Raw genomic sequence first — 25,765 nt, forward strand, 5'->3', positions numbered from 1 at the left:
CGATTTCAGACCGGACGGAATTGGTTCGGTGCGTCGCGATAGATGCCACGAAAGCAAGGAAAATCAAAGGGTTTCCGGCGTCCCCTATGGGTCAGAGGCCTAGGCCTCCAACACAATTTTGCCAATATGTGCGCTCGTCTCCATGCGCCGGTGGGCATCGGCCGCCTTTTCCAGCGGGAAAGCGCTGTCCATCACCGGTTTGACCCGGCCTTCGCGCAGAAGCGGCATCACTTTCGCCTCGATCGCGGCCACCATCGCCGCCTTGTCCGCATTACTACGGGGGCGCAGCGTCGAGCCGGTATGCGTCAGGCGCTTGACCATGACCTTGGCGATGTTGACGCTGACCTTGGGGCCGTTGAGGGTCGCGATCTGGACGATGCGGCCGTCAACCGCGGCAGCGTCGTAGTTGCGGTCCACATACTCGCCGGCGACCATGTCGAGGATCAGGTTGACGCCGGCATTGCCGGTCTCCGCCTTCACCACGGCGACGAAGTCTTCGGTCTTGTAGTTGATGGCGCGGTCGGCCCCGAGCTTGAGGCAGGCATCGATCTTGTCCTGCGAGCCGACGGTGACGAACACCTTCGCGCCGAACGCCTTCGCAAGCTGGATCGCCATGGTGCCGATGCCGGAGGAGCCGCCGTGGATCAGCAGCGTCTCGCCGGCCTTGAGGCCGCCGCGCTCAAACACGTTGTGCCAGACCGTCATCAGGGTTTCCGGCAGCGCGCCGGCTTCCTTGATCGACAGCGCCGGCGGCACGCTCATCGCCTGGGCGTCCTGGGCGATGCAGTACTGCGCATAGCCCCCGCCGGCGACCAGCGACATCACCTTGTCGCCGATCTTGTGCCGCTTGGCATTGCTGCCGACGGCGACGACTTCACCGGCGATTTCCAGGCCCGGCAGGTCGCTGGCGCCGGGCGGCGGCGGATAGGCGCCGGAACGCTGCGCCACGTCGGGCCGGTTGACGCCGGCGGCCTGCACCTTGACCAGGATCTCGTCGGGACCGGGCTGCGGCACGGTCCGTTGTTCCGGCACCAGCACCTCCGGTCCGCCGGGCTTGGAGATGGCGACCACGGTCATTTGCGCGGGCAGCTTGTCCATGATGTGTCCTTGAGCAAAGGTGCGGGAGGAGACGAGGCCATTGCTTAGCCAGCGCGGTCCAAGCTGGCAACCGCCTCAGCCGTGTGCCCGGTGCGAACGCAGGAGGAACGATCATGGCGACGGAAGACGACGACCGCCCGCGCAAGAAGATCACGCATGAAATCGGACAGGATCTCTCACTGTTGTCCGTGGAGGAACTGACCGAGCGCGTCGCCCTGCTCAAGACCGAGATCGCAAGGCTGGAAGAAGCCGCCGCCAAGAAGCGCGCCTCGCGCGACGCGGCGAACAGTATTTTCAAGTCGTAGCGGCTGTCGCTCCACTCTCGTGTCCAGGACGTGGCGCCCGAACTCTCCTCGTCGTCATTCCGGGGCGGCGCGATAGCGCCGAGCCCGGAATCCATAACCACCGGCTTTTGCAGGGGGCAGGCTGACAGAGCCGGGTCGCCTCATCCGCTCGTGGTTATGGATTCTCAGATGCACAATTGCGCATCATAGCTCGCGACTTCGGCGCGCCCCGGAATGACGAGGGGGAGTTTGTTCCGCAGTGCACTCGGCCACTGACCGACATGGCTAACGAACCCTCAAAAAATTCGCTCGTTTACCGTCGATTAAGCTTTCGGCTTTATGACTGGAACTGTCCTCGTTTGGACACCGAGTGGCTCCTGTCCACTCTGTTTGACGCCTCCCTGTTATCAACTTTCAAAGCCGCCGGTCTTCCGGCGGCTCTTTTTTGCGTCTCGTTGCGGTTGAATTCCGAGGAAAGACCCGCGGAAACCATATCCGAGCTTGTCGCTGGACTCCGCGTCCCGCCCGCGCAATGATTTGTTCATCATAAAGCCGGCGCAAAGCCGGACAGGTAAACAGTTGCGTAAGGGGCGTTAACCATGGAACGTTTGCAAGCCGACGGCGCTCTCGTTCAACTCAGCGAGCGGTTCACCAATTCGGCTGCGTTCGGCACGCTGTTCCGCGAGGGCATGGACCTCGTCGAAGAGACCGCAGCCTATCTCGACGGCGCCGGCCGCACCGAGGCCAAGGCACTCGATCGCGCCGTCAGCCTCACCTACGCGACCGAGAGCATGCGCCTCACCACCCGCCTGATGCAGCTCGCCTCCTGGCTGCTGCTGCACCGCGCGGTGAAGGAAGGCGAGATGACGCTGGTCCAGGCCAACCGCGAGAAGACCAAGGTCAAGCTCAGCGCGGCCGATCCCGGTCCCGCCGACACCATCGAGAAGCTGCCCTCGCAGCTGCAGGATCTGATCCATCGCTCGATGAGCCTGCAGACCCGCGTGCGCCGCCTCGACACCACCATCCACACCCCGCCGGCCGAGCACATCGCGATCGGCAACCCGCTGGTGCCGCACCTCAACGCGCTGAAGGCCGCGTTCGAGCGGTAAGCTCTATCGACAATCTCGGTCGTCATTCCGGGCTCGCGACTTCGTCGCGTCCCGGAATGACAGCCGGAAAAACAAAAACGCCCCCGGTCTCCCGGGGGCGTTTTTCGTCGCGGCCGAAACGGCCGGATCAATCCTTCTTGAGGAAACCCGAGAACTTCTTCTGGAAACGCGAGACGCGGCCGCCGCGATCCATGATCTGGGCGTTGCCGCCGGTCCAGGCCGGGTGCGACTTCGGGTCGATGTCGAGGTTCAGCGTGTCGCCTTCCTTGCCCCAGGTGGAGCGGGTCAGGTACTCGGTTCCGTCGGTCATCACGACCTTAATCGTATGATAATCCGGATGAATTTCGGCTTTCATGGCAATTCCTAGGGCGACCTGCGCCTTGCTTGAGTGGCTATCGAATGACGGATTTGGCCGGCTCTATACCCCAGCGGACCCTTCAAAACAAGCCATTGTGGGCAAAGGAGAACCGGGCCGTCCCCTAAGGGACATCCCGGATTTGCCACTCCCCCCGCACCGGCCTATGTGGAGCACATCTGTCTCCCTGGGTCCGATCTCATGAGCGCTGTGGAACGGCTTGACGACCAGTACCGCGACGAGCGCGATGCCGCGCCGCCTGAGGCCCCGTCCATCGAAGCCGAGCTGATCGAGCAGCCCGCCAAGGGCCGCGCCAAGCTGCGGCCGCTGCTCGCGCTCGCGCCCTATGTGGCCCGCTATCGCGGCCGGGCCGCGCTCGCCTTCGTCGCGCTCACGATCGCCGCGCTGACCACGCTGCTGGTGCCGGTCGCGGTGCGCCGGATGATCGATTTCGGCCTGACGCCTGAGGGCATCGAGCTGATCAACAGCTACTTCTCGGTGATGATCGCGGTCGTCGCCGTGCTCGCGCTGGCAAGCGCCGCGCGCTACTACCTCGTGATGACGATCGGCGAGCGCATCGTCGCCGACCTCAGGCGCGATGTCTTCGCCCATTTGCTGTCGCTGTCGCCCGCCTTCTTCGATTCCGCGCGCAGCGGCGAATTGATCTCGCGGCTCACCGCCGACACCACCCAGCTCAAATCCGCCGTCGGCGCCTCGGTGTCGATCGCGCTACGCAACCTGATGATGTTCTTCGGCGCGGTGGCGATGATGGTCATCACCAGCCCGAAGCTGTCGGGCTTCGTGCTGCTGGCCATTCCCCTGATCGTGCTGCCGCTGGTCGCCTTCGGGCGCTGGGTGCGGCGTCTGTCGCGCAATGCGCAGGACACGCTCGCCGAGGCCTCCGCCTATGCGGGCGAGCTGGTCGGCGCGATCCGCACCGTGCAGGCCTATACCAGCGAAGGGTTGGCTGCGAAGCGCTTCGGCGGCGAGGTCGAGCAAGCCTATGAAGCCGCGCGCACCTCGACGCAGGCGCGCGCCGTGCTCACCGCCATCATCATCTTCATCGTGTTCGCAAGCGTGGTCGCGATCCTCTGGATCGGCTCGCATGACGTGCTCACCGGCGCGATCTCGCCGGGCCGGCTCGGCCAGTTCGTGCTTTATGCCGCGTTCGCGGCCGCCGGCCTCGGCCAGCTCAGCGAGGTCTGGGGCGAAGTCTCGGCGGCCTCAGGCGCTGCCGAGCGGCTGTTCGAGATCCTGCATGTGCAGCCCGACATCAAGGCGCCCGCCTCACCGCGCGCGCTGCCGGTGCCGGCGCGCGGCGAGGTCGGGTTCGACCAGGTCAGCTTCGCCTATCCGGCACGGCTCGACGTCAAGGTGCTCGACGCCGTGTCGTTCACCGTGCGCCCCGGCGAGAAGGTCGCGATCGTCGGTCCCTCCGGCGCCGGCAAGAGCACGATCTTTCATCTGCTGCTGCGCTTCTACGATCCGCGCAGCGGCGCGATCTCGCTCGACGGCGTGCCGGTCAGGTCGGCGGACCCGCGTGATTTCCGTTCCCGCATCGCGCTGGTGCCGCAGGAATCGAACGTGTTCGCCGCGAGTGCCCGCGAGAACATCCGCTTCGGCCGGCCCGATGCGACCGACGCCGAGGTCGAGCGCGCCGCCGAGCTCGCGCATGCCGCCGAGTTCATCCGTCGCCTGCCCGAAGGCTTCGACACCCCGCTCGGCGAGCGCGGCGTGACGCTGTCCGGCGGCCAGCGCCAGCGCATCGCGATCGCGCGCGCGATCCTGCGCGATGCGCCGCTGCTGCTGCTCGATGAAGCCACCTCCGCGCTCGACGCCGAAAGCGAGACGCTGGTTCAGACCGCACTCGAAGAGCTGATGAAGCACCGCACCACGCTGGTGATCGCCCATCGCCTGGCAACCGTCTTGTCCTGCGACCGCATCCTGGTGATGGACCAGGGCAAGATCGTCGAGCAGGGCACGCATGCCGAGCTGGTGGCTGCGAACGGGCTCTATGCGAGGCTCGCGAGGCTGCAGTTCGAGGGGGCGTGACGAGCGAGACACCCGCCGGCTGCCCTAAATTCGGTGTCGTCCCGGCGAAGGCCGGGACCCATAACCCCAAGAAGAAGTTTGTCGAAGACTCGTAGTGAAGAGTCCTCTCACGGTACGGTCACCTGCGCCTATCGATAGATCACGCGGTATGGGTCCCGGCCTTCGCCGGGACGACGCCGGAGAGATTGGCGCGCGCCTACGGCCTCCACACCATCTTCAGCACCGGCCGTCCCGAGGTCGGATTCACGTCGTCGCCGGCATGCGCAAAGCCGTTGCGCTCATAGAAGCGGATGGCGCGCGTGTTGTCCTTGTTGACGAGCAGCGTGACGCCAGAAGGTGACAGGCGCTTGGCTTCCTCCACCAGCAGCCGCGCGGCATCCGAGCCCCAGGATGCGGGATCGACCACGAGCTGGTCGAGATAGCCCTCGCCGTCGATGGTGACGAAGCCGGTTAGCGCGCCGTCCGCCTCCGCAACCACGATCGAGGCCTTCGGCACCAGATCCTTGCGCCAGCGCTCGCGCCACCAGTCCAGCCGCGCCGCGAAGTCGATCTGCGGGTAGGCCTGCTGCCAGGTGCGATGCCAGAGGTCGATGGCGGCAGCCTCGTCCTCGGCGCGATAGGGGCGGAGGTGGAGGGCGCTCACTACCGCTCCGTCAGCTTCAGCTCGATGCGGCGGTTGCGCTTGTAGGCGTCCTCCGTGTTGGCGGTGTCGAGCGGCTGGAATTCACCGAAGCCGGCGGCGACGAGGCGCTGGGCCGGCACGCCGAGCGAGATCAGGTACTGCACCACCGAGATCGCGCGCGCCGCGGACAGGTCCCAGTTCGACTTGAAGCTCGCACCGCTCACGGGGCGCACGTCGGTATGACCGTCGACGCGCAGCACCCAGGCGATCTCGGCCGGGATCTTCTTGTCGAGCTCGATCAGCGCGTTCGCCACCGTGTCGAGCTCGGCGCGCCCCTCGGGCAGGAGCGTCGCCTGGCCGGTGTCGAAGAACACCTCGGACTGGAATACGAAGCGGTCGCCGACGACGCGGATGTCGGGGCGGTTGCCGAGGATGGCGCGCAGACGGCCGAAGAATTCCGAGCGGTAGCGCGACAATTCCTGCACGCGCTGCGCCAGGGCGACATTCAAGCGAGAGCCCAGATCGGCGATCCGGTTCTGCGATTCCTTGTCGCGCTTCTCGCTGGCATCGAGCGCCTCTTCCAGCGCGGCGAGCTGCCGCCGCAGCGCGCTGATCTGCTGGTTCAGCACCTCGATCTGCGCCAGCGCCCGCGCCGAGACCGCCTTCTCCGAGTCCAACGCCTTGCCGAGTTCGGTGGACTTGCCCTGCGCGTCGTTGCCGGCGGCAGCCAGGCCGTCATAGAGGCCCTTGATGCGGTCGCGCTCGGACTCCGCCGAGGCGAGGCCGGCCTTCAATTGCGAGACCTGGTCGTCGAGCGTGAGCTTGCCGAGCTTCTCCAGCGACAGCAGCTCGTTGAGCTGGGCGATCTTGGCGTTGAGCTGCTCCAGCGCCTTGTCCTTGCCGCTCACCTCCTGCGACAGGAAGAACTGCACGACCAGGAACACCGACAGCAGGAACACGATCGACAGCACCAGCGTCGACAGCGCGTCGACGAAGCCGGGCCAGTAGTTGAAGGCGCCGTCGCTGCGGCGGCCGCGCGCTAGAGCCATGTCGCTAACCCTTCTCGGGCTGGCGCGCGAGCCGCTCCAGCAGGCGGCGGATCTCGCGGTTCTGCTCGCCCTGGCCGTCGGCCCATTCGCGGATCATCTGCTGCTCGGTGCGCATGTGCGAGACCAGCGCCTGGATGGCTTCGGCAAGGCTCGCCATCGCCGCCGTGGTGCCGCGGCTGGCGCTGCCTTCCTCCAGCACGGAGCGCAGCCGCTCGACGGCGGCCTGAAGCTCGCCGCTGGCAACACCCCCGCCGGTGGCGGCCACGGTCACTTCGCCGCGGCCATATTCGCGCACGGTGGTGGCGAGCCAGTCCTCGAGGTCGGTGTAGAAGCGGTTCTGGGCCTGGCTCGATTGCAGGTCGAGGAAGCCGAGGATCAGCGAGCCGGCGAGGCCGAACAGGGAGCTCGAGAACGAGATGCCCATGCCGCCGAGCGGGGCGGCGAGGCCCTCCTTCAGCGTGTCGAACAGCGCCCCGGAATCGCCGCCGACCTTGAGCCCGTCGATCACCTTGCCGACCGAGCCGACCGTCTCGATCAGACCCCAGAAGGTGCCGAGCAGGCCGAGGAAGACGAGCAGGCCGGTCATGTAGCGGGAGATGTCCCGGGCCTCGTCGAGGCGGGTCGCGATCGAATCGAGCAGGTGCCGCATCGTGGTCTGGGTGATCGTCATCCGCCCGGTGCGCTCGCCGCCCAGGATCATCGCCATCGGCGCCAGCAGCTTGGGGTGCCGGGCCGGGGCAAGGCCGGGATCGGCGATGCGGAAATTATTGACCCAGGACACCTCTGGGTAGAGCCGGATGACCTGGCGGAAGGCCAGCACGATGCCGATGAACAGCACCGCCCCGATCAGGGCGTTGAGGCCCGGATTGGCGAAGAAAGCCTGGATGATCTGCTTGTAGAGCACCACGCCCACCAGTGCGCAGAGCACGAGGAAGACCAGCATCCGCACCAGGAAGACGCTGGGCGAGGATAGCTTGGTGTATTCGATGTCCATGGGGGAGCGGGGCGAGGCGCCTGACGGCATGTCCGGTATCATCCGTTACGAAAGCTTGCTTGCGGCGCGCACTATGGCACAGCGCCAGCCCAAAAAAAGCGCCGGATGCGCGGATTCCGTGGAGAGCTTCCGGAACCCAAAGCCGAAACCGCGCTTTGATAAGGACGTATTTTGCAAAACTTCGGCAATCCGCAGGCTTAGGTCGGATTTTTTGCATGGTGACGGATCTCGGGGGACTGGACGTCATCGCGCCGTTGCTCGCGGTCCTGATGGCGTTCGCCTGCATCCGGCCGGGCGGCAACGCCCGAACCTGCCCGTTGCTTCTTCCGCGTCCCGAACCAGACATGACCAGGGGAGTGGCCGCATGAGCGTCGTTTCCGCGATCATCGGGACTGCCGAACGCGTGCCGCTGCCTGATGTCGTGATCCGCGCCGCGATCCAGCGTCTGTGCTCGCGGACGGCGACCCGCATCTCCGCCCTCGGCGCGGACGACGAGGCCGCCTTCGCCGGGCGGATGATGCTGCGGCCGATCGCCGAGGACATCGATGCCGCCAATGCCGGGCACGACGAGGCGCCCGCATCCTTCATCGCGCAGGCGCTCGGCCCCAACCGCAAATACTCGTCCTGCTTCTACACGACCGATGCGACCACCCTGCGGGAGGCGGAAGAGGAGGCGCTGCGCCAGACCGTCGCGCATGCCGGTCTCGCCGACGGGCAGACCATCCTCGAGCTCGGCTGCGGCTGGGGCTCGCTGTCGCTCTGGACGGCGCGGCAGTTTCCGCATGCCAAGGTGACGGCGGTGTCGAACTCGCAAGGCCAGCGGGCCTATGTCGAGGAGCAGGCGCGGCTGCGCGGGCTTTTGAACCTGCGCGTGGTCACCGCCGACATGAACGTGTTCGCGCCCGAGGGCCAGTTCGACCGCATCGTCTCGGTCGAGATGTTCGAGCACGTGATGAACTGGCGCAAGCTGATGACGCGCCTGCGGTCATGGCTCGCGCCCGAGGGGCGCCTGTTCATGCACATCGTTACCCATCGTTCCGGCTCCCATCTGTTCGACCGGGCCAATCGCGAGGACTGGATTGCGCAGCACGTCTTCACCGGCGGGCTGATGGCGAGCCATCACCTCGTCAGGCAATTCGACGACATCTTCACGGTCGAGAAGGAATGGTGCTGGAGCGGCACGCATTATCAGCGCACCGCCAACGACTGGCTCGCCAATTTCGATGCCCATCGCGACGCGATCGAGGCTTCCTTGCGCAACGTCCATGGCGACGAGACCGCCTTATGGATGCGACGCTGGCGCTGGTTCTTCCTCGCGACATCGGGCCTGTTCGGCTACGCCGGCGGAACGGAATGGGGCGTCAGCCACTACCGGATGAAGGCGGCGGATGAGGGGGTCTCATAGTCCCGCGTGCCCAGCGCATGCATGAGGTCCGCTGTGCCCCCATAGCGGCGCGATGGCAGACCTCATCCGAGGTCCGAATTGGGGCCAATTCCGGACATTCCTAAGGGGCCGCAGTGTCTTCGTGCGACGCCACCTGTTTCCCGGATGCGTCAGGTGACGTAGAATGTCACTGCCCCTTGAAGCGGGACGTGCCGAAATCACCGTCCGGGCAAACGAGAGCACGGGTGCTATCGGCAGGCACACTCCTCTTAGAGACCGTTCTTTTTTCGGTCTCGCACCACCGTTCACCACGAACTTTGCGCGCTGCGTTTGCGGCGGCTCGTTCGAGTAATGTCGGGAGGAAAGCAATGAGCAAGGTCAATCGAAGGTCCGCACTGGGAATCGGGTTGGCTGCAGTTTCGGCTGCCATGGTCAAGCCAGCGGCCGCTCAAGCCACAAGCTACAAGGATACGACGCCTTGGCCAGGTGTCGTGGTGCGTGAATATGAAGGCGAAACACCATCCCTGATCCCAGGTTTTAAGACCGTCTCAATGCGCGATATCATTATGCAGCCGGGGTCGAAGACCATGGGCCCCCCGATGATGAATGCCATGGTCTGCCATGTCACCGAAGGGGAGCTTCGGCTTGAGCAGGAGGGAAAGACCTTTACGGGCAAGAAGAATTTTGTCTGGACCTGCAACAAGGAAACAAAAGAACAGGCGTACAACGACGGGAATGTGGTCGCGATTATGCGGATCACCGACCTGAAAGCTTAAGTCTCGTTTCTTCGCAAGAGATCTATTGTGGGAGCGGATGGCGCATGCGAGGACGCGCCATCCGCGTGCAGGACCGCTTCGGGTCACGAGCGTGATGCTATGATTGATCGCAAAACTTCCGCTTGGCCGTCAGTAGCTGAATATCGTTTGCGCCCTCGTGAACGCACGTCCCGGCTCGAAACGTTTGATTGCGATGTTCTGTCGCAGCGCGCGGCGATGGAACTCGACTCACAATCCGGTGAGAGCCGGAAAGTGACCTGAACTCAGCACGATAGGTCATGTGACATTGGGCCGCCCGCGCCACGCGTTGCATCGCAGCAGGCGCATTCTATTTTGACGACATCAGCCGCGCGTGATTTGCCCAGAACGGGCCCGCGCGGAGCGTGACCAGTTTCAACAACATCGGGGCACTTAACTTCATGTCAGGACTTCGTGCGCGATCGGCATGCGTTGCAATGATGCTCGCGGCCTTTGCGCCGCTGCTCGCGGGCTGCGAGGAATCCAGCTCGGCCGTGTCCGCCGCCCAGCCTGCCGATCCTGACGTCAGCATCGTCGTCGTCAAGCAGCAAGCCCGCGCCGTGGTGCGCGAATTGCCCGGCCGCATCGCGCCGACGCGCGTCTCCGATGTGCGGCCGCGCGTCTCCGGCATCGTGGTCGAGCGCCTGTTCCGCCAGGGCAGCGAGGTCAAGGCGGGCGATGCGCTCTATCGCATCGATCCGCGTCCGTTCGAGGTCGAGGTGATGGCCAACGAGGCGGCGGTCGCCAAGGCCGAAGCCGGGTTGATGCAGGCCAAGCAGCAGGCGCACCGTATCGCCACGCTCACCAGCCAGCGTGCAGCGCCCGAAGCCGAGAACGAGAAGGCGGTTGCCGCCGAACGCCAGGCCCATGCCGAGGTCGAGGGCCGCAAGGCCGACCTCGCGCGTGCCAAGCTCAATCTCGACTATGCCACCGTGCGCGCGCCGATCGACGGCGTGGTTGGTGCAGCGCTCGTCAGCGAAGGCGCGCTCGCCGTGCAGAACGAGACCAACCTCGCCACCATCCAGCAGCTCGATCCGATCTATGCCGACTTCACCCAGTCGGTGAACGAGCTCAACCAGCTCCGCCGCGCCTTCGAGAGCGGCGATCTCGATCGCATCGAGGCCGATGCCGTCAAGGTGCGCCTCGTGCTCGACGACAACACCCTTTATTCGCTCGACGGCAAGCTGCTGTTCTCTGAAGCCAAGGTCGACGCCCATACCGGCCAGGTGACGCTGCGCGGCGAGTTCCGCAATCCGAAGCGCGAGCTGTTGCCGGGCATGTATGTCCGCGTCCGCCTCGACCAGGGCCTCGATAGCGACGCCATCGCGGTGCCGCAGCAGGCGATCCAGCGCAATGGCGGCGGCGGCAGCGAGGTGTTCGTCGTCAAGGATGACAACCGCATCGCGGTGCAGCCGGTGCGCACCGGCTCGGTGCAGGACGGCATCTGGTTCGTCACCGATGGCCTCAAGGCCGGCGACAAGGTCGTGGTCGAAGGCTTCCAGAAGTTCGCGGCCGGCGACAAGGTCAAGCCGCAATCCTGGTCGGAGGCGGACGCGACCGCAGATAACCGTCACGCTCAGAAGCTGACGCGGTAACGTGCCATGGCGAGTTTCTTCATCGACAGGCCGATCTTCGCCTGGGTTGTGGCGCTGTTCATCTGTCTGATCGGCGCGATCTCGGTGCCGCTGCTGCCGATCGCGCAATATCCGATCATCGCGCCGCCCTCGATCTCGATCTCGACCAGCTATCCTGGCGCCTCGCCGGAGAACCTCTACAACAGCGTCACGCGCCTGATCGAGGAGGAGCTCAACGGCGCCTCCGGCATCCTCAATTTCGAATCGACCAGCGACTCGCTCGGCCAGGTCGAGATCATCGCCAATTTCCAGCCCGGCACGGATACCAGCGCGGCGTCCGTCGAGGTGCAGAACCGCATCAAGCGCGTCGAGGCGCGGCTGCCGCGCGCGGTGATCCAGCAGGGCATTCTGATCGAGGAAGCCTCGAGCGCGGTGCTCCAGATCATCACGCTGAACTCGACCGACGGCAGCCTCGACGAGGTCGGCCTCGGCGACTTCATGATCCGCAACGTGCTCGGCGAGATCCGCCGCATCCCCGGCGTCGGCCGCGCCACGCTGTATTCGACCGAGCGCTCGCTTCGCGTCTGGGTCGATCCGGCCAAGCTCGTCGGCTATGGACTGACCGCCGACGACGTCAACAAGGCGATATCGGCGCAGAATGCGCAGGTCGCCTCGGGCAGCATCGGCGCCGAGCCGTCGACCTCGACCCAGCGCACCTCCGCGCTGGTGCTGGTCAAGGGCCAGCTCTCGTCCCCCGATGAATTCGGCGCCATCATCCTGCGTGCCAACGCCGACGGTTCGACCGTGCGCCTGCGCGACGTCGCGCGCATCGAGGTCGGAGGCCTCAGCTACCAGTTCAACACCCGCCTCGACGGCAAGCCGACCGCGGGCCTGTCCGTGCTGATGTCGCCGACCGGCAACGCGCTGGCGACCGCGAGCGCGGTCGAAGAGAAGATGAAGGAGCTGTCGCGCTTCTTCCCGGCCAACATCTCCTACGAGATCCCCTACAACATCACGCCCGTGGTCGAGGCCTCGATCAAGAAGGTGCTGTCGACGCTGGTCGAAGCCGTGGTGCTGGTGTTCGTGGTGATGTTCCTGTTCTTGCAGAACATCCGCTACACCATCATTCCGACCATCGTGGTGCCGGTGGCGCTCCTGGGCGCCTGCACCACGCTGCTGCTCGCCGGCTACTCCATCAACATGCTCTCGATGTTCGGCATGGTGCTTGCCGTGGGCATCCTCGTCGACGATGCCATCGTCGTGGTCGAGAACGTCGAGCGCATCATGAGCGAGGAGGGGCTGCCGCCGAAGGAGGCGACGCGCAAGGCGATGTCGCAGATATCGGGCGCCATCATCGGCATCACGCTGGTGCTGATGGCCGTGTTCGTGCCGATGGCGTTCTTCCCCGGTTCGGTCGGCATCATCTACCGCCAGTTCTCGGTGACCATGGTGGCCGCGATCGGCTTCTCCGCCTTCCTCGCGCTGTCGCTGACGCCGGCGCTGTGCGCCACGTTGTTGAAGCCCGTGGCCAAGGGGCACGGCGATTCCAGCAACGTCGTGTTCAGCCGGTTCAATCACATGCTGGAGGCCGCTCGGTTTCACTACGGGCGCACCGTCGGCTTCTCGCTGAAGCGCACCGGCCGCCTGATGCTGGTCTATGTCGCGCTGCTCGTCGGCCTGTCCTGGGCCTTCGTCAACCTGCCAGGCGGCTTCCTGCCCGTCGACGACCAGGGCTTCGTCACCACCGACGTGCAGACGCCGTCGGACTCCTCCTACGCCCGCACCGAAGCCGTGATCGAGAAGGTGGAAAAATATCTGGCGCAGCGGCCGGGCGTCGACAACGTCACCTTCCTCACCGGCTTCAGCTTCTCCGGTCAGGGCATGAACACCGCGCAGGCTTTCATCACCTTGAAGGACTGGTCGGAGCGTGGGCCGAAGGAGTCGGCCGCCGCGATCGTTGCCGACATCAACCGCGATTTGTCGTCGTCGATCCGCGATGCGAAGATCTCCGCGCTGCAGCCGCCGCCGATCGACAATCTCGGCAACTCCTCGGGCTTCTCGTTCCGTCTCCAGGACCGCGGCCAGAAGGGCTATCCGGCACTGATGCGCGCCGCCGACCAGCTCATCGCGGAAGCCAATGCGAGCCCGGTGCTGCAGAAAGTCTATGTCGAGGGCTTGCCCGAGGCGGGCGTCGTCAATCTCGTGATCGATCGCGAGAAGGCCGGCGCCTTCGGCGTCACCTTCGAGGACATCAACAACACCATCTCGACCAATCTCGGCTCGAACTACATCAACGACTTCCCGAACCGCGGTCGCATGCAGCGCGTCGTGGTGCAGGCCGACGCCCGCGACCGCATGCGCACCGAGGACATCCTCAACTACAACGTCAAGAACAGCCGCGGCCAGCTCGTGCCGTTCTCGTCGTTCACCACGGTGGAGTGGGCACGCGGCCCGACACAGATCGCCGGCTTCAACTACTATCCGGCGGTGCGCATCTCCGGTGAGGCCAAGCCCGGCTTCACCTCGGGCGACGCCATCGCCGAGATGGAGCGCCTTGCCGGCAAGCTGCCGCGCGGCTTCGGCTATGAATGGACCGGTCAGTCGCTCCAGGAGAAGCTGTCGGGCTCGCAGGCGCCGTTCCTGCTCGCGCTCTCGGTGTTCGTGGTGTTCCTGTGCCTCGCCGCGCTCTACGAGAGCTGGACCATTCCGCTCGCGGTGCTGCTCACCGTGCCGCTCGGCATCGTCGGTGCCGTGATCGCGGCGATGCTGCGCGGCCTGCCCAACGACGTCTATTTCACCGTCGGCCTGATCACCATCATCGGGCTTGCGGCCAAGGACGCGATCCTGATCATCGAGTTCGCCAAGGATCTGCGCAAAGAAGGCAAGCCGCTGGTGGACGCGACCATCGAGGCCTGCCGCCTGCGCTTCCGCCCGATCCTGATGACCGGCCTTGCCTTCATCTGCGGCGTGCTGCCGATGGCCATCGCCCACGGCGCCGGCGGCGCCAGCCAGCAGGCGCTCGGCAGCATCGTCATGGGCGGCATGATCGCGGTGGTGATCCTGGCGCTGCTGATGGTGCCGGTGTTCTTCGTCTCCGTGCAGCGCGTGCTGGCGGGTGATCGGGAGAAGGTGGCGGCGGAAGGCGAGGCCTACGGGCCCCCGGCGCCGGTGAAGCTATAGGGCAAACTGTCATGCCGGGGCGCGCATCGCGCGAACCCGGAATCCATCGCGCCACCATTGACTCGGATCAATGGATTCCGGGCTCGCGCCAAGAGGCGCGCCCCGGAATGACGACGTGGACGGGGCGGCGCGCTACGCAGGCTTCCGCAAAATCTTCACCAGCTCCCCGTGCACGAACTCGTTCCCGCACACCACATGCCCGGTCACCAGCGCATCGCCTGTCGTGTCGATGTCGCTCACCGTGCCGCCTGCCTCGCGCACCATGATCATGCCGGCGGCGATGTCCCAGGATTGCAGGTTGCGCTCCCAATAGCCGTCGAGGCGGCCGGCGGCGACGAAGGCGAGGTCGAGGGAGGCGGCGCCGAAGCGGCGCAGGCCCGCGACGCGGTCCTGGATCGCGGTCATCTCGCGGCGGAATTCCTCGTGGTCGCCGCGGCCGATATGGGGCAGGCCGCAGGCCACCACGCATTCGTTGAGCTGGCGGCGGCCGGCCACGCGCAGGCGCTGGTCGTTGAGGAAGGCGCCCTTGCCGCGCTCGGCGATGTAGAGCTCGTCATTGGCGGGGTTGTAGATCACGCCGGCGATGATCGTACCCTCGCGGGCGAGGCCGATCGAGATCGCGAATTGCGGGATGCCGTGCAGGAAGTTGGTGGTGCCGTCGAGCGGATCGACGATCCAGGTGTGGCTCTTGTCGGTGCCCTCGCGGGTGCCGCCTTCCTCGCCGATGAAGCCGTAGCCGGGCCGCGCCTTGGCGAGGTCCTGATAGAGGATCTCCTCGGCGCGCTTGTCGGCGAGCGAGACGAAATTCGCCGGCCCCTTGAGCGAGACCTGCAGATGCTCGATCTCGCCGAGATCGCGTTTGAGGCTGCGGCCGGCGCGGCGCGCGGCCTTGACCATGACGTTGATAGTGGCGGAATACAGCATGAGCTTCCGGTCTTGATCGGGGGAAATGGCGCGAAAACGCGCCTGTTTGGGGGATTGGGTGCCCTGTGGGGGGCCCAACGTCAAGTCATTGCGTCAGGTCATTTGGCGCCGAGCCATTTCCTGGCGGCGGCCTCGGCCTTGGCCCGGTCCTCGGCCGGCAGATCGGACAATTGCTTGTCGAGCTCCGGATCGCCCTTGCCGCCGGTCTTGGCCACCAGGTGCCATTTGAACCCCTCGACCTTGTCCACGGGCGTGCCCATGCCGTTGATCAGCACCCAGGCCAGCCGGTTCTGCGCGATCGCGCTGCCCTGGCGGGACGCCTTGCGGAGCAGGGCTACGGCCGCCGGTTGGTTCTTCGGCGTGCCGGTGCCGTTGAACAGCGCGATGGCGTATTCGACCTCGGCATCGACATTGTCGGTCAGCGAGGCCGCCTGGAGCAGCCGCACCGCGCGTTCCGGGTCCTTCGGCACGCCGGTGCCCTCCTTGTAGAAGGTCGCCAGCGCGTATTGCGCCTCGGGCAGGCCGGCGTCCGCCGCCTGCCGCAGCAGCTCGGCGGAACGCTTGACGTCCTGCGGCAGGGTCTGGCCGTCGAGATAGAGCAAAGCGAGGTTATAGGCAGCCTTGGGCTCGCCGAGCTTGGCGGCGGAAGCCATCAGCTTCACCGCCTCGCCCTTGTCGACCGGGCCGCCGCGGCCGGCGATGCGCATCATGGCGAGCGCGAACATCGCCTCGCGGTCGCCGGCGTCGGACGCACGCTTGTACCATTCGAGCGCCTTGGCGTAGTCGCGCTTGATGCCCATGGCGTTGGAATAGAGCTCGCCCAGCATGGTCATCGCCTTGGGATCGCCCGCCTGGGCGCGGGCGGTGGCGAGCTCGAACGCGGTCTTGTACTGGCCGCGCTGGTAGGCGCCGAACACCAGGTCGACATTGGAATTGTCGGTCGGAGGCGCCGGGATCACGGTCGCGGGCAGCGCCGGCTTGGGGGAGGCGGACGGCTTCGGCGCCGGCGCGGCCTCCTTCTTCTTGGGGGGCGCGGGCGGCTTGGCTTTCTGCTTCTCGGCCGGCGGGCTCGGCGTTGTGGCCGGCGGCGCGATCTGGAGTTGCGCGGCCGCGGGCACCGTGAGCAGCAGCGTGGCCAGGATGGTGATGCGCGGGAGCTTCATGTCGGGCGCTAGCCGTGCTCGCCCGCGGGATTTTGGCTTGCGAGCGCAGCCGCATGGGCCTTCTTGATCGTGGCGTCGGCCTCGATCAGTGCGGCCTTGGCCCCGCGCGGATCGGCCCAGACGAACTCGCCGACCAGCACGAAATCGGCGCCGCTGGCGGCGAAATCGTAGGCCTCTTCCAGCGAGGTCGCAAAGCCGACGCAGGGCGGCTCGAACAGCTCGGCCCACCAATCCAGCCGCTCGGCGATCGCCTCGGACGACGGACGCTGGCCCTTTGCATCGGGCTCGCCGAACAGCAAATAATCCGCGCCAATTTCGCCCGCATCCATGGAATGGTGCCGTGTCGTCAGCCCGCCGACGCCGGCGATGCGATCGGGCTTGAGCGATGGCAGCGCCTCTTTCAGCGCGGCGATGCCGGGCAGGTGCGCGCCGTCGGCACCGCCGCGCGCGACCAGTTCGGCATGGCCGTCGATCAGCAGCGCGGCGCCGGCCTTCTGGACCGGCGGCGCGAGTGCCTTGATCCACGAGATCATGGTGCGCTGGTCGGTCTCCTTCAGCCGCACCAGCACGGCCGCGACGTCGGCGGCCGCGAGCAGGCCCGGCAACTCGGCGACGAGCGAAGCTGGGTCATCGACAACAGGCGTCGCGAGATAAAGGCGCGGCGCCGGGCGCGGCGGAGGCGATTTGTTCGACAAGGTCTAGGCCGCTTTCTTTTCCAGGCTGCTTTGCCATTCGCCTTTGGAGGCGAGGCCGTTCATTCGTGCACGATGGCTGAAGGCGCGCTGGCCGGCCGCGACGTTCTCGGCCTTGCCGGACCAGGCCTTCTGCGGCGCGGCCTGAAGCGCGCGGCCGTAGGAGAAGGTCAGGCCCCAGGGCAGCGGGCCGAGCTTGTGCATGGCGTTGAGATGCGCGGTTGCCTCTTCGTCCGACTGGCCGCCGGAGAGGAAGGCGATGCCGGGCACCGCCGCCGGCACACAGGCCTTGAGCAGCCGTATCGTCTTCTCCGCGACCTCCTCGACGGGGGCCTGCTTCGCGCACTTCTTGCCCGAGATCGCCATGTTCGGTTTCAGCACCATGCCTTCGAGCGCGACGCGCTGCACGCGCAATTCCTGAAACGTCTTGTTGAGCACGCGCTGCGTGACCTCGTAGCAGCGGTCGATGTCGTGATCGCCGTCCATCAGCACTTCCGGCTCGACGATCGGCACGATCCGCGCGGCCTGGCACAGCGCCGCATAGCGCGCCAGTGCGTGGGCGTTGACGCTGATCGCCGTCATCGAAGGAATGCCGCTGCCGATGTCGATCACCGCGCGCCATTTGGCGAAGCGCGCGCCGCGCTCGTAATATTTCTTCAGCCGCTCGGCGAGCTTGTCGAGCCCGACGGTCACGAGCTCGCCCGGGCACATCGGCAAGCCTTGCGTGCCTTCGTCGACCTTGATGCCCGGGATGGCGCCGCTACTCTCGATCAGCTTCACCAGCGGCGTGCCGTCCTTCGCATCCTGCCAGATCGTCTCGTCATAGAGGATCACGCCGGAGATGTACTGGCTCATGGCTTCCCTGGATCGGAACAGCATCTCGCGGTAGTCGCGCCGGTTCGATTCCGTCGATTCCACGCCGATCGCGTCGAAGCGCTTCTTGATGGTGCCGGAGGATTCGTCGGCGGCAAGGATGCCCTTGCCGGGCGCGACCATGGCGGTCGCGATCCTGTTGAGCTCAGTCAGATCCATCGAGAGGTCCTCCCAAAACGATTCTGCCCTTGCCCGTGAAAATAGACCGTTCTCGGGCAAATGCCGAGTTAACGTTCGTCGCAGGGGTAAGGGGGTTCTCTGTCATTCCGGGATGCGCCGAAAGGCGCAGGCCCGGAATCCATAACCCCAGGCTGTGGTTATGGATTCCGGGCCCACGCTTCGCGTGTCCCGGAATGACGGGAGGGTGTGTCCGGAGGCCTTACGCCACCGCGCGATCGCTACGCGACGCGGGGGTCGAGCTCACCCTTGGCGTAGCGCTTGGCCATCTCGGCGGTGGTCAGGACCTTCTTGATCTTGGAGGCCTGGCCGGCGGTGTTGAACTCCTGGAGCCGCTGCTTGCACAGCTTGGTCATCGCTTCCATCGCCGGCTTCAGGTACTTGCGCGGGTCGAACTCTTCCGGATTGTCCTTCAGCACCTTCCGGATCTGGCCGGTCATCGCCATCCGGTTGTCGGTGTCGATGTTGATCTTGCGCACGCCGTTCTTGATGCCGCGCTGGATCTCGGTAACAGGCACGCCCCAGGTCGGCTTCATCTTGCCGCCATAGGTGTTGATGATGTCCTGGAGGTCCTGCGGCACCGACGACGAGCCGTGCATGACGAGGTGCGTGTTCGGCAGCTTGCGGTGGATCTCCTCGATCACCTTCATGGCGAGGATGTCGCCGTCCGGCTTGCGGGTAAATTTGTAAGCACCGTGCGAAGTCCCCATCGCGATCGCGAGCGCGTCGACCCTGGTCTCCTGCACGAACTTCACGGCCTCGTCCGGATTGGTCAGGAGCTGGTCGTGGCTGAGCTTGCCTTCGGCGCCGTGGCCGTCTTCCTTGTCGCCCATGCCGGTCTCGAGCGAGCCGAGCACGCCGAGCTCGCCCTCGACCGAGATGCCGCCGAGATGGGCCATGTCGGTCACGGTCTTGGTGACGCCGACATTGTAGCCCCAGTCGCCGGGGGTCTTGCCGTCGGCCTTGAGCGAGCCGTCCATCATCACCGAGGTGAAGCCGGCCTGGATCGCGGTCATGCAGGTCGCCGGCTCGTTGCCGTGGTCGAGATGCACGCAGACCGGGATGTGCGGGTAGATCTCGGTCACCGCGTCCATCATGTGCTTGAGCATGACGTCGTTGGCGTAGGAGCGCGCACCGCGCGAGGCCTGGATGATGACGGGCGCATCGACCTGGTTGGCGGCGTCCATGATCGCCAGCGCCTGCTCCATGTTGTTGATGTTGAAGGCCGGTACGCCGTAATCGTTCTCAGCCGCATGGTCGAGCAATTGACGTAACGTGATCCGAGCCATGTGTCTTTTTCTCCGGTTTGGGCCTTCAGGGCCCGCTAGCTACTTGTCGACTGACTACTTGATGCGCAGGACCTCGACGCCGGGCAGTGGCTTGCCTTCCATCCATTCAAGAAATGCGCCACCGGCGGTCGAGACATAGGTGAAGTCACCGGCCACGTGGGCCTGGTTGAGGGCCGCGACGGTGTCGCCGCCGCCCGCGATCGAGATCAACTTTTTCGCCTTGGTGCGCTCGGCGGCGTGCTTGGCGGCCGCGACCGTGCCGCGGTCGAACGGCTGCATCTCGAAGGCGCCGAGCGGCCCGTTCCAGACCAGCGTCGCCGCGTCGTCGATCGCCGCGTGCACGCGCGCGACCGATTGCGGGCCGACGTCGAGGATCATGCCGTCGGCCGGGATCGCATCGAGGCCGTAGGCGTGGGACGGCGCGTTGGCCGCGAAATGATAGGCGACGGTGGCGTCGACCGGCAGGATGATGGCGCAGTTGGCGGCTTCCGCCTTCTCAATGATGCGCAGCGCGGTCGGCGCGAGATCCTTCTCGGCCAGCGACTTGCCGATGCCGACGCCCTGGGCGTGCAGGAAGGTGTTGGCCATGCCGCCGCCGATCACCAGCGCGTCGACCTTGCTGACGAGATTTTCGAGCAGGTCGATCTTGGTCGAGACCTTGGCGCCGCCGATGATCGCGATGACCGGCTTGGTCGGCGAGCCCAGCGCCTTCTCCAGCGCATCGAGCTCGGCCTGCATGGTGCGGCCGGCGTAGGCCGGCAGCTTGTGGCCGAGGCCTTCGGTCGAGGCGTGGGCGCGGTGCGCGGCCGAGAACGCGTCATTGACCCAGATGTCGCCGAGCTTGGCCAATTCCGCGACGAAGGCGGGATCGTTCTTTTCCTCTTCCTTGTGGAAGCGGGTGTTTTCCAGGCACAGGATGTCGCCGTCCTTGAGTGCCGCCACGGCCGTGGCCGCGGGCTCGCCGATGCAGTCGTCGGCAAACGCAACGGGCTTGTTCAGGACCTTCGACAGCGCCTCGGTGACGGGCTTGAGCGACTCCTTGGCGTCGCGTCCCTTCGGCCGGCCGAAATGCGCGAGCAGGATCACCTTGCCGCCCTTGTCGGCGAGCTCGGTGATGGTCGGCGCGACGCGCTCGAGCCGGGTTGCGTCGGTGACGCGCCCGTTCTCCATGGGCACGTTGAGGTCGACGCGCAGCAGCACGCGTTTGCCCTTCACGTCGACGTCGTCGAGGGTGCGGAATTTGTTCGCCATGGGATGGCCTCAACCATTTGGACTGTCATTCCGGGGCGCGCTTAGCGCGAACCCTGGTGCGCAGTTGCGCACCTGAGAATCTCGAGATTCCGGGTCTGGTCCTTACGGACCATCCCGGAATGACGAAACCGCTGCGGAGTTAGATCACCTTCGCGATCGCGACCGCGGTGTCGGCCATGCGGTTCGAGAAGCCCCACTCGTTGTCGTACCAGGACATCACGCGCACCAGCGTGCCGTTCTGCACCTTGGTCTGGTCCTCGTGGAAGGTCGAGGAGTGCGGATCGTGGTTGAAGTCGATCGAGACGTTCGGCGCATTGGTGTAGCCGAGGATGCCCTTGAGCTGCTGCTCGGAGGCGCGCTTCATCGCCGCGTTGATTTCCTTCACGTCGGTGGCGCGCTTGGCAATGATCTTGAGATCGACGACCGAGACGTTCGGGGTCGGCACGCGGATCGCGACGCCGTCGAGCTTGCCCTTCAGTTCCGGCAGCACGAGGCCGATCGCCTTGGCGGCGCCGGTCGAGGTCGGGATCATCGACATCGCCGCCGCGCGGCCGCGATAGAGATCCTTGTGCATGGTGTCGAGCGTCGGCTGGTCGCCGGTATAGGCGTGGATCGTGGTCATGAAGCCGGTCTCGATGCCGACGAGATCGTTCAGGACCTTGGCGACCGGCGCGAGGCAGTTCGTCGTGCAGGAACCGTTGGAGACGACCAGGTGATCCCTGGTCAGCGTGTCGTGGTTGACGCCGTAGACGATGGTGGCGTCGGCGCCGTCGGCGGGCGCGGAGACCAGCACGCGCTTGGCGCCGGCGGTCAGATGTGCGGAGGCCTTGTCCTTCGAGGTGAAGATGCCGGTGCATTCCAGCGCGATGTCGACGCCGAGATCCTTCCAGGGCAGCTTCGAGGGATCGCGCTCGGCGGTCACCTTGATCTTGCCGCCTCCGAGGCTGATCGAATCACCGTCGACGGTGACGGTGCCGGGGAAGCGGCCGTGAACGCTGTCGAAACGGAGCAGATGGGCATTGGTCTCGACCGGGCCGAGGTCGTTGATGCCGACCACCTCGATATCCTTGCGGCCGGACTCTGCAATCGCCCGCAGGACGTTGCGGCCGATACGACCAAAACCGTTGATTCCAACGCGGACTGCCATCTTTCGTCTCCTTCAATGACCGTTGTCGTCCCGCCGGACGCGCGGCTAACGCGTCAGCGAGGGTTTTTTAGGGCGGACGCCCGGTTCGGCCGGGCGGTGCTTGATCATATGGGACGTTACGTAGTCCTTTTTTTTGGCAAGCTCAACTCTCAGGATACGCGCTTCAGCACGGCGTTAACCGCAGCCTCGGCGGTAATGCCGAAATGCTTGTACAGGTCCTTCGCCGGCGCGCTCGCGCCGAAGGAATGCATGCCGACAAATTCGCCATCCTGGCCGATCACAGCATCCCAGCCCCAGCGCACGGCGGCCTCGATAGCGACCTTCACCGGCGCGTTGCCGATGATCTCGGCGCGCTTGGCTTCTGGTTGCGCTAACAAAAGCTCGAGCGAGGGCACCGACACCACCCGTGACGGGATGCCGCGCTCGGCGAGCTGCTTCTGGGCGGCGACCGCGATTTCGACCTCGGAGCCGGAGGCGAACAGCGTCGCCTTGGCTTCGCCCTGCGCCGGAACCAGCTCGTAGGCACCGGCCGCGCAAGGATTGTCGTTCGGCGCGGTGGTGCGGAGCTGCGGCAGGTTCTGCCGCGTCAGCGCCAGCACCGTCGGGCCGTCGATGCGGTTGAGCGCGAGCTCCCAACACTCGGCGACTTCGACGGAGTCGCAGGGACGGAACACGCGCATGTTTGGAATGGCGCGAAGCGCGGCGAGATGCTCGACCGGCTGATGGGTCGGGCCGTCTTCGCCGAGGCCGATGGAATCGTGCGTCATCACGTAGACGACACCGGTGCCCATCAGCGCGGCAAGGCGCATCGCCGGACGCGCATAGTCGGTGAACACCAGGAAGGTTGCGCCGTTCGGCGCGAAGCCGCCGTGCAGGAAGATGCCGTTCATCGCGGCGGCCATGCCGTGCTCGCGGATGCCGTAATGGATGAAGCGGCCCTTCGGCGTCTTGGCCGAGAAGGCGGTCGCCGACTTCGCCTTGTTGTTGTTGGAGCCGGTGAGGTCGGCCGAGCCTGCGAGGAATTCCATCGGCATGGCGCCGGCAATGACTTCGATCACCGCTTCCGAGGATTTGCGGGTGGCCGCAACCAACGGCTTTTCCAGTAGCTCCTTCTTGTACGCGCGCACCGCCTTTGCGAGCGAGGCCGGACGCTCATGGCGCAGGCGGCGCTCGAACTCGGCGCGCTTGCGGCTGCCGAGCTCGCCGAGCCGTCCTTCCCATTCCTGCCGAGCCGCAGCGCCGCGGCTGCCGGCCGCGCGCCAGGCTTTCAGCACGTCGTCGGGCACCGAGAACGGCTCGAGCGAGATGCCGAGATTTTCCTTGGCGGCCTTGAGCTCCTCGGCGCCGAGCGCCTCGCCGTGCACCTTCGACGTGCCGGCCTTGTGCGGCGCGCCGAAGCCGATGGTGGTGCGGCAGGCGATCAGCGTCGGCTTGTTGGACTTCTTCGCGCGCGTGATGGCCGCTGTGATGGCGGCCTGGTCGTGGCCGTCGATCTTCTCGGCGGCCCAGCCGGCGGACTTGAAGCGCTTCACCTGATCGACGGAATCGGCGATCGAGGTCGGGCCGTCGATCGAGATGCCGTTGTCGTCGTAGAGCACGATCAGCTTGTTGAGCTTCCAGTGCCCGGCCATCGCGATCGCTTCCTGCGACACGCCTTCCATCAGGTCGCCGTCGGAGGCGAGCACGAAGGTGTGGTGATCGACGATCTTCTTGCCGAACTCGGCGGCGAGCATCTTCTCGGCGAGCGCCATGCCGACCGCGGTCGAGATGCCCTGGCCGAGCGGACCGGTGGTGGTCTCGATGCCCTTGGTGTGGAAGTTCTCCGGGTGGCCAGGCGTCAGCCCGCCGAGCTGGCGGAATTGCTTGAGCTGGTCCAGCGTCATGTCGGCATTGCCGGTCAGGTACAGCAGCGAATAGAGCAGCATCGAGCCGTGGCCGGCCGACAGCACGAAGCGGTCGCGGTCCGGCCAGGCGGGCGCGGCGGCGTCGAATTTCAGGAACTGCGTGAACAGCACCGTGGCGATGTCGGCGGCGCCCATCGGCAGGCCGGGATGGCCCGATTTCGCCTTCTCGACAGCGTCCATCGAAAGGCCGCGGATCGCGTTGGCCATACGGGAGTGGTCGACCTGCGTATGGGCCATACGGGAGGCATCGAGCTGCATCATGATGAAAATCCGTCTGGAATGAGGTGCTTGATGGCCGTGTGCGCCGCGCTGGATCGAGCCTGGCGGTCACGGGAGGTTGGGGGCTGGATAGCATCTCGGTTCCGGGAGTCCAAGGCAATCAAACGCCGGTTTGGCCGCAAAAGTTGCCTGGGGCATGATCCGGAAAAGCCGCAGCCGCGGATCATGCAGATCTGGAACCAGCCGGCCGCCATGCCGAGGGCCGATCTAGCGGTGCATAGTTTCGCGGCGACATTGCGCTGGGCTAGCTTGCCACGTAAATTTCTGCTTCTAACCGCTTGCCGAACCGAGTCTTTTGCCGGGCGGCAAGCCCCGATGCAAAGGCCACCAAGGTCCGCCGCTGACCGCATGAACGATCGCGTATCCAACAGTTCCGCCATGACGGAGTCCTCCGCCGTCGAGATCGAGATCGCGACCCGCAGGCTCATGGCGGCGCTCGACGCGCTCGAGAGCGCGGTGGAGCGCCGGCGCGACGCCGATCGCGACGAGAACGAGCTCGCCGCGCGAATCCAGGCGCTCGGCGCGGACCGCTCGCGGCTTGCCGATGAGCTCGATGGTGCGCTGGTGAAGGCGCGCAAGCTCGAGCGCACCAATCGCGAGATCTCCGATCGGCTGGATTCCGCGATCGTCACGATACGCTCGGTGCTCGATACCGGAGAGGATGGATGAGCCACATCAACGTCACCATCAACGGCCGGCAATACCGCATGGCCTGCGAGGAGGGCCAGGAGGTGCGGCTGCTCAAGCTCGCCGAAAGCCTGGAGACGCGGATTCAGTCGCTGCGCGGAAAATTCGGCGAGATCGGCGATGCGCGCCTGACTGTGATGGCGGCGCTGACCGTCTGCGACGAGCTGGTCGACGCCGGCAACCGCGTCCGCACCATGGAGCAGGAATTGACCGAGCTGCGGGATTTCCGCAATGCCGCCGTCGAGCGCGCCAGGATGACGCAGACCGCGGTGGTGAACGCGCTGAACGCCGCAGCCGAACGCATCGAGAAGTCGACCCAGGTCCTGAACCGGACCGTCGGAGGCGGCATCGCGATCGGGTAGGGACCGCGGAAGACTCGATCAGTTGGTCCGCTCGATGTAACCGCGGGCTCAACCTCTCCCGCTTGCGGGAGAGGTCGGCGCGAAGTGCCGGGTGAGGGCTCTCACCTCTTGGGGAATCTCAGTGCGGAGACACCCTCTCCCCAACCCTCCCCCGCAAGCGGGGGAGGGAGCGCACTTCCGCCGTGGCGGCAGGAAGGACTGATTTCATTGCACCGAAGCTCGGCAGCCCGTCGGCGGGCTGGCGGTTCGTCAGTATCGTTGTTACATTGCAAAGGCGAGGCTGCGACGCGCGTCCGGAGCCATATATCCCCGGGGCCTTATCGATCCTTTAGGGAACTGTCCCTGGCCGGGCCCGTGGGCCCGGACATATGGTGCCCACCTACTTTCGTAGGGAACTCCGGGATCGAGTGCTTCAACGGCGTCCGCGGCTTCGCACTTTTGTTTGCTTGGTTTGTGCTTGTCGAAATTGCGTCCCCGACACGCTTGCGGTTCAATTGAGTCTCGGTGTCATGCCCGCGAAGG

23 protein-coding genes and 1 other RNA gene are annotated in these 25,765 nt (G+C 65.8%); 11 read left to right on the forward strand and 13 right to left on the reverse strand.

Annotated features, from left to right (window positions below):
• Nucleotides 1-99 precede the first annotated feature (99 nt).
• A complete protein-coding gene (locus WN73_RS08265) occupies nt 100-1,098 on the reverse strand; it encodes an NAD(P)H-quinone oxidoreductase (RefSeq protein WP_028173456.1) in 999 nt (332 codons plus the stop codon).
• Nucleotides 1,099-1,211: 113 nt separating this feature from the next.
• On the opposite strand from WN73_RS08265, the gene WN73_RS08270 reads away from it, so the two are divergent.
• Entirely contained in the window at nt 1,212-1,403 is a 192-nt protein-coding gene (locus WN73_RS08270) for a DUF1192 domain-containing protein (RefSeq protein ID WP_011084320.1), read from the forward strand.
• Nucleotides 1,404-1,981: 578 nt separating this feature from the next.
• Nucleotides 1,982-2,491 carry a protease adaptor protein RcdA gene (rcdA, locus tag WN73_RS08275; protein WP_011084322.1) on the forward strand — a complete coding sequence of 170 codons (510 nt, stop codon included), beginning with the start codon at nt 1,982-1,984 and terminating at the stop codon, nt 2,489-2,491.
• 127 nt (nt 2,492-2,618) lie between these two features.
• Here rcdA and rpmE read toward each other — a convergent pair whose 3' ends face one another.
• The gene (gene rpmE, locus WN73_RS08280) at nt 2,619-2,846 is read right to left on the reverse strand and encodes a 50S ribosomal protein L31 (protein WP_011084323.1); all 228 of its coding nucleotides are present in this window, start codon (nt 2,844-2,846) and stop codon (nt 2,619-2,621) included.
• A gap of 201 nt (nt 2,847-3,047) precedes the next feature.
• Here rpmE and WN73_RS08285 point away from each other — a divergent pair, with 201 nt between their 5' ends.
• On the forward strand, nt 3,048-4,898 hold the full coding sequence (locus WN73_RS08285) for an ABC transporter ATP-binding protein/permease (RefSeq protein WP_271552292.1): 1,851 nt from the start codon (nt 3,048-3,050) through the stop codon (nt 4,896-4,898).
• A 196-nt stretch (nt 4,899-5,094) separates the two neighbouring features.
• Here WN73_RS08285 and WN73_RS08290 read toward each other — a convergent pair whose 3' ends face one another.
• From WN73_RS08290 to WN73_RS08300, 3 genes are read right to left on the reverse strand one after another with little or no spacing between them, the layout of a single operon-like run.
• Nucleotides 5,095-5,541: a GNAT family N-acetyltransferase gene (locus tag WN73_RS08290; RefSeq protein WP_028173454.1), complete on the reverse strand. Its 447-nt coding sequence runs from the start codon at nt 5,539-5,541 to the stop codon at nt 5,095-5,097.
• The gene (locus WN73_RS08295) at nt 5,541-6,569 is read right to left on the reverse strand and encodes a peptidoglycan -binding protein (RefSeq protein ID WP_011084326.1); all 1,029 of its coding nucleotides are present in this window, start codon (nt 6,567-6,569) and stop codon (nt 5,541-5,543) included. Before WN73_RS08295 ends, WN73_RS08290 begins: the two co-directional genes overlap by 1 nt.
• A 4-nt stretch (nt 6,570-6,573) precedes the next feature.
• Complete coding sequence (locus WN73_RS08300) at nt 6,574-7,593, reverse strand: hypothetical protein (protein ID WP_038965387.1); 1,020 nt, start codon at nt 7,591-7,593, stop codon at nt 6,574-6,576.
• A gap of 185 nt (nt 7,594-7,778) precedes the next feature.
• Between WN73_RS08300 and WN73_RS08305 the strand changes: the two genes are divergently transcribed.
• From WN73_RS08305 to WN73_RS08325, 5 genes are all read left to right on the forward strand, one after another.
• Nucleotides 7,779-7,931 carry a hypothetical protein gene (locus tag WN73_RS08305; protein WP_162494056.1) on the forward strand — a complete coding sequence of 51 codons (153 nt, stop codon included), beginning with the start codon at nt 7,779-7,781 and terminating at the stop codon, nt 7,929-7,931.
• Nucleotides 7,928-8,968 carry an SAM-dependent methyltransferase gene (locus WN73_RS08310; protein ID WP_271552295.1) on the forward strand — a complete coding sequence of 347 codons (1,041 nt, stop codon included), beginning with the start codon at nt 7,928-7,930 and terminating at the stop codon, nt 8,966-8,968. The genes WN73_RS08305 and WN73_RS08310 overlap by 4 nt, the downstream gene beginning before the upstream one ends.
• A gap of 347 nt (nt 8,969-9,315) precedes the next feature.
• Nucleotides 9,316-9,723 (forward strand): hypothetical protein, encoded by a 408-nt coding sequence (locus tag WN73_RS08315; RefSeq protein WP_038965389.1) that lies wholly within the window; start codon nt 9,316-9,318, stop codon nt 9,721-9,723.
• A gap of 419 nt (nt 9,724-10,142) precedes the next feature.
• Complete coding sequence (locus WN73_RS08320) at nt 10,143-11,336, forward strand: efflux RND transporter periplasmic adaptor subunit (protein ID WP_011084331.1); 1,194 nt, start codon at nt 10,143-10,145, stop codon at nt 11,334-11,336.
• Between the two features lie 6 nt (nt 11,337-11,342).
• Nucleotides 11,343-14,495 (forward strand): multidrug efflux RND transporter permease subunit, encoded by a 3,153-nt coding sequence (locus tag WN73_RS08325; protein WP_271552296.1) that lies wholly within the window; start codon nt 11,343-11,345, stop codon nt 14,493-14,495.
• Between the two features lie 132 nt (nt 14,496-14,627).
• Here WN73_RS08325 and WN73_RS08330 read toward each other — a convergent pair whose 3' ends face one another.
• The 8 genes from WN73_RS08330 to tkt form a co-directional block, all read right to left on the reverse strand.
• A complete protein-coding gene (locus tag WN73_RS08330; protein ID WP_028173448.1) occupies nt 14,628-15,419 on the reverse strand; it encodes an inositol monophosphatase family protein in 792 nt (263 codons plus the stop codon).
• Between the two features lie 98 nt (nt 15,420-15,517).
• The gene (locus WN73_RS08335) at nt 15,518-16,582 is read right to left on the reverse strand and encodes a tetratricopeptide repeat protein (protein ID WP_028173447.1); all 1,065 of its coding nucleotides are present in this window, start codon (nt 16,580-16,582) and stop codon (nt 15,518-15,520) included.
• 8 nt (nt 16,583-16,590) lie between these two features.
• On the reverse strand, nt 16,591-17,277 hold the full coding sequence (locus WN73_RS08340; RefSeq protein ID WP_028173446.1) for a thiamine phosphate synthase: 687 nt from the start codon (nt 17,275-17,277) through the stop codon (nt 16,591-16,593).
• Nucleotides 17,278-17,280: 3 nt separating this feature from the next.
• Complete coding sequence (locus tag WN73_RS08345; protein ID WP_028173445.1) at nt 17,281-18,306, reverse strand: class I fructose-bisphosphate aldolase; 1,026 nt, start codon at nt 18,304-18,306, stop codon at nt 17,281-17,283.
• A 239-nt stretch (nt 18,307-18,545) separates the two neighbouring features.
• Nucleotides 18,546-19,613: a class II fructose-bisphosphate aldolase gene (gene fba, locus WN73_RS08350; protein ID WP_011084337.1), complete on the reverse strand. Its 1,068-nt coding sequence runs from the start codon at nt 19,611-19,613 to the stop codon at nt 18,546-18,548.
• A gap of 54 nt (nt 19,614-19,667) precedes the next feature.
• On the reverse strand, nt 19,668-20,864 hold the full coding sequence (locus WN73_RS08355) for a phosphoglycerate kinase (RefSeq protein ID WP_011084338.1): 1,197 nt from the start codon (nt 20,862-20,864) through the stop codon (nt 19,668-19,670).
• Between the two features lie 139 nt (nt 20,865-21,003).
• Nucleotides 21,004-22,011, reverse strand: coding sequence for a type I glyceraldehyde-3-phosphate dehydrogenase (gap, locus tag WN73_RS08360; protein ID WP_028173444.1), 1,008 nt, complete (start codon nt 22,009-22,011; stop codon nt 21,004-21,006).
• A gap of 149 nt (nt 22,012-22,160) precedes the next feature.
• Entirely contained in the window at nt 22,161-24,176 is a 2,016-nt protein-coding gene (gene tkt / locus WN73_RS08365; RefSeq protein WP_074076589.1) for a transketolase, read from the reverse strand.
• Between the two features lie 366 nt (nt 24,177-24,542).
• Between tkt and WN73_RS08370 the strand changes: the two genes are divergently transcribed.
• The 3 genes from WN73_RS08370 (at nt 24,543) to ssrS (ending at nt 25,678) form a co-directional block, all read left to right on the forward strand.
• Nucleotides 24,543-24,863 (forward strand): DUF4164 domain-containing protein, encoded by a 321-nt coding sequence (locus tag WN73_RS08370; protein WP_020608063.1) that lies wholly within the window; start codon nt 24,543-24,545, stop codon nt 24,861-24,863.
• Nucleotides 24,860-25,243: a cell division protein ZapA gene (locus WN73_RS08375; RefSeq protein ID WP_028173442.1), complete on the forward strand. Its 384-nt coding sequence runs from the start codon at nt 24,860-24,862 to the stop codon at nt 25,241-25,243. Before WN73_RS08370 ends, WN73_RS08375 begins: the two co-directional genes overlap by 4 nt.
• 274 nt (nt 25,244-25,517) lie before the next feature.
• Nucleotides 25,518-25,678, forward strand: a non-coding RNA gene (gene ssrS, locus WN73_RS08380) — 6S RNA.
• Nucleotides 25,679-25,765: the final 87 nt, after the last annotated feature.

It is taken from the genome of Bradyrhizobium sp. CCBAU 45394 (assembly GCF_028128655.1).
Classification (GTDB): Bacteria; Pseudomonadota; Alphaproteobacteria; order Rhizobiales; family Xanthobacteraceae; genus Bradyrhizobium; species Bradyrhizobium diazoefficiens.

What these genes read in the sequence shown, in the direction of transcription:
- WN73_RS08270 (WP_011084320.1), top strand. Translation starts at nt 1,212, where the DNA reads ATGGCGACGGAAGACGACGACCGCCCGCGCAAGAAGATCACGCATGAA.
- tkt (WP_074076589.1), bottom strand. Translation starts at nt 24,176, where the DNA reads ATGATGCAGCTCGATGCCTCCCGTATGGCCCATACGCAGGTCGACCAC.
- WN73_RS08345 (WP_028173445.1), bottom strand. Translation starts at nt 18,306, where the DNA reads ATGGATCTGACTGAGCTCAACAGGATCGCGACCGCCATGGTCGCGCCC.
- WN73_RS08370 (WP_020608063.1), top strand. Translation starts at nt 24,543, where the DNA reads ATGAACGATCGCGTATCCAACAGTTCCGCCATGACGGAGTCCTCCGCC.
- rpmE (WP_011084323.1), bottom strand. Translation starts at nt 2,846, where the DNA reads ATGAAAGCCGAAATTCATCCGGATTATCATACGATTAAGGTCGTGATG.
- gap (WP_028173444.1), bottom strand. Translation starts at nt 22,011, where the DNA reads ATGGCAGTCCGCGTTGGAATCAACGGTTTTGGTCGTATCGGCCGCAAC.
- WN73_RS08320 (WP_011084331.1), top strand. Translation starts at nt 10,143, where the DNA reads ATGTCAGGACTTCGTGCGCGATCGGCATGCGTTGCAATGATGCTCGCG.
- WN73_RS08355 (WP_011084338.1), bottom strand. Translation starts at nt 20,864, where the DNA reads ATGGCGAACAAATTCCGCACCCTCGACGACGTCGACGTGAAGGGCAAA.
- WN73_RS08375 (WP_028173442.1), top strand. Translation starts at nt 24,860, where the DNA reads ATGAGCCACATCAACGTCACCATCAACGGCCGGCAATACCGCATGGCC.
- fba (WP_011084337.1), bottom strand. Translation starts at nt 19,613, where the DNA reads ATGGCTCGGATCACGTTACGTCAATTGCTCGACCATGCGGCTGAGAAC.
- WN73_RS08335 (WP_028173447.1), bottom strand. Translation starts at nt 16,582, where the DNA reads ATGAAGCTCCCGCGCATCACCATCCTGGCCACGCTGCTGCTCACGGTG.
- rcdA (WP_011084322.1), top strand. Translation starts at nt 1,982, where the DNA reads ATGGAACGTTTGCAAGCCGACGGCGCTCTCGTTCAACTCAGCGAGCGG.
- WN73_RS08285 (WP_271552292.1), top strand. Translation starts at nt 3,048, where the DNA reads ATGAGCGCTGTGGAACGGCTTGACGACCAGTACCGCGACGAGCGCGAT.
- WN73_RS08305 (WP_162494056.1), top strand. Translation starts at nt 7,779, where the DNA reads ATGGTGACGGATCTCGGGGGACTGGACGTCATCGCGCCGTTGCTCGCG.
- WN73_RS08325 (WP_271552296.1), top strand. Translation starts at nt 11,343, where the DNA reads ATGGCGAGTTTCTTCATCGACAGGCCGATCTTCGCCTGGGTTGTGGCG.
- WN73_RS08265 (WP_028173456.1), bottom strand. Translation starts at nt 1,098, where the DNA reads ATGGACAAGCTGCCCGCGCAAATGACCGTGGTCGCCATCTCCAAGCCC.
- WN73_RS08300 (WP_038965387.1), bottom strand. Translation starts at nt 7,593, where the DNA reads ATGCCGTCAGGCGCCTCGCCCCGCTCCCCCATGGACATCGAATACACC.
- WN73_RS08295 (WP_011084326.1), bottom strand. Translation starts at nt 6,569, where the DNA reads ATGGCTCTAGCGCGCGGCCGCCGCAGCGACGGCGCCTTCAACTACTGG.
- WN73_RS08330 (WP_028173448.1), bottom strand. Translation starts at nt 15,419, where the DNA reads ATGCTGTATTCCGCCACTATCAACGTCATGGTCAAGGCCGCGCGCCGC.
- WN73_RS08315 (WP_038965389.1), top strand. Translation starts at nt 9,316, where the DNA reads ATGAGCAAGGTCAATCGAAGGTCCGCACTGGGAATCGGGTTGGCTGCA.
- WN73_RS08310 (WP_271552295.1), top strand. Translation starts at nt 7,928, where the DNA reads ATGAGCGTCGTTTCCGCGATCATCGGGACTGCCGAACGCGTGCCGCTG.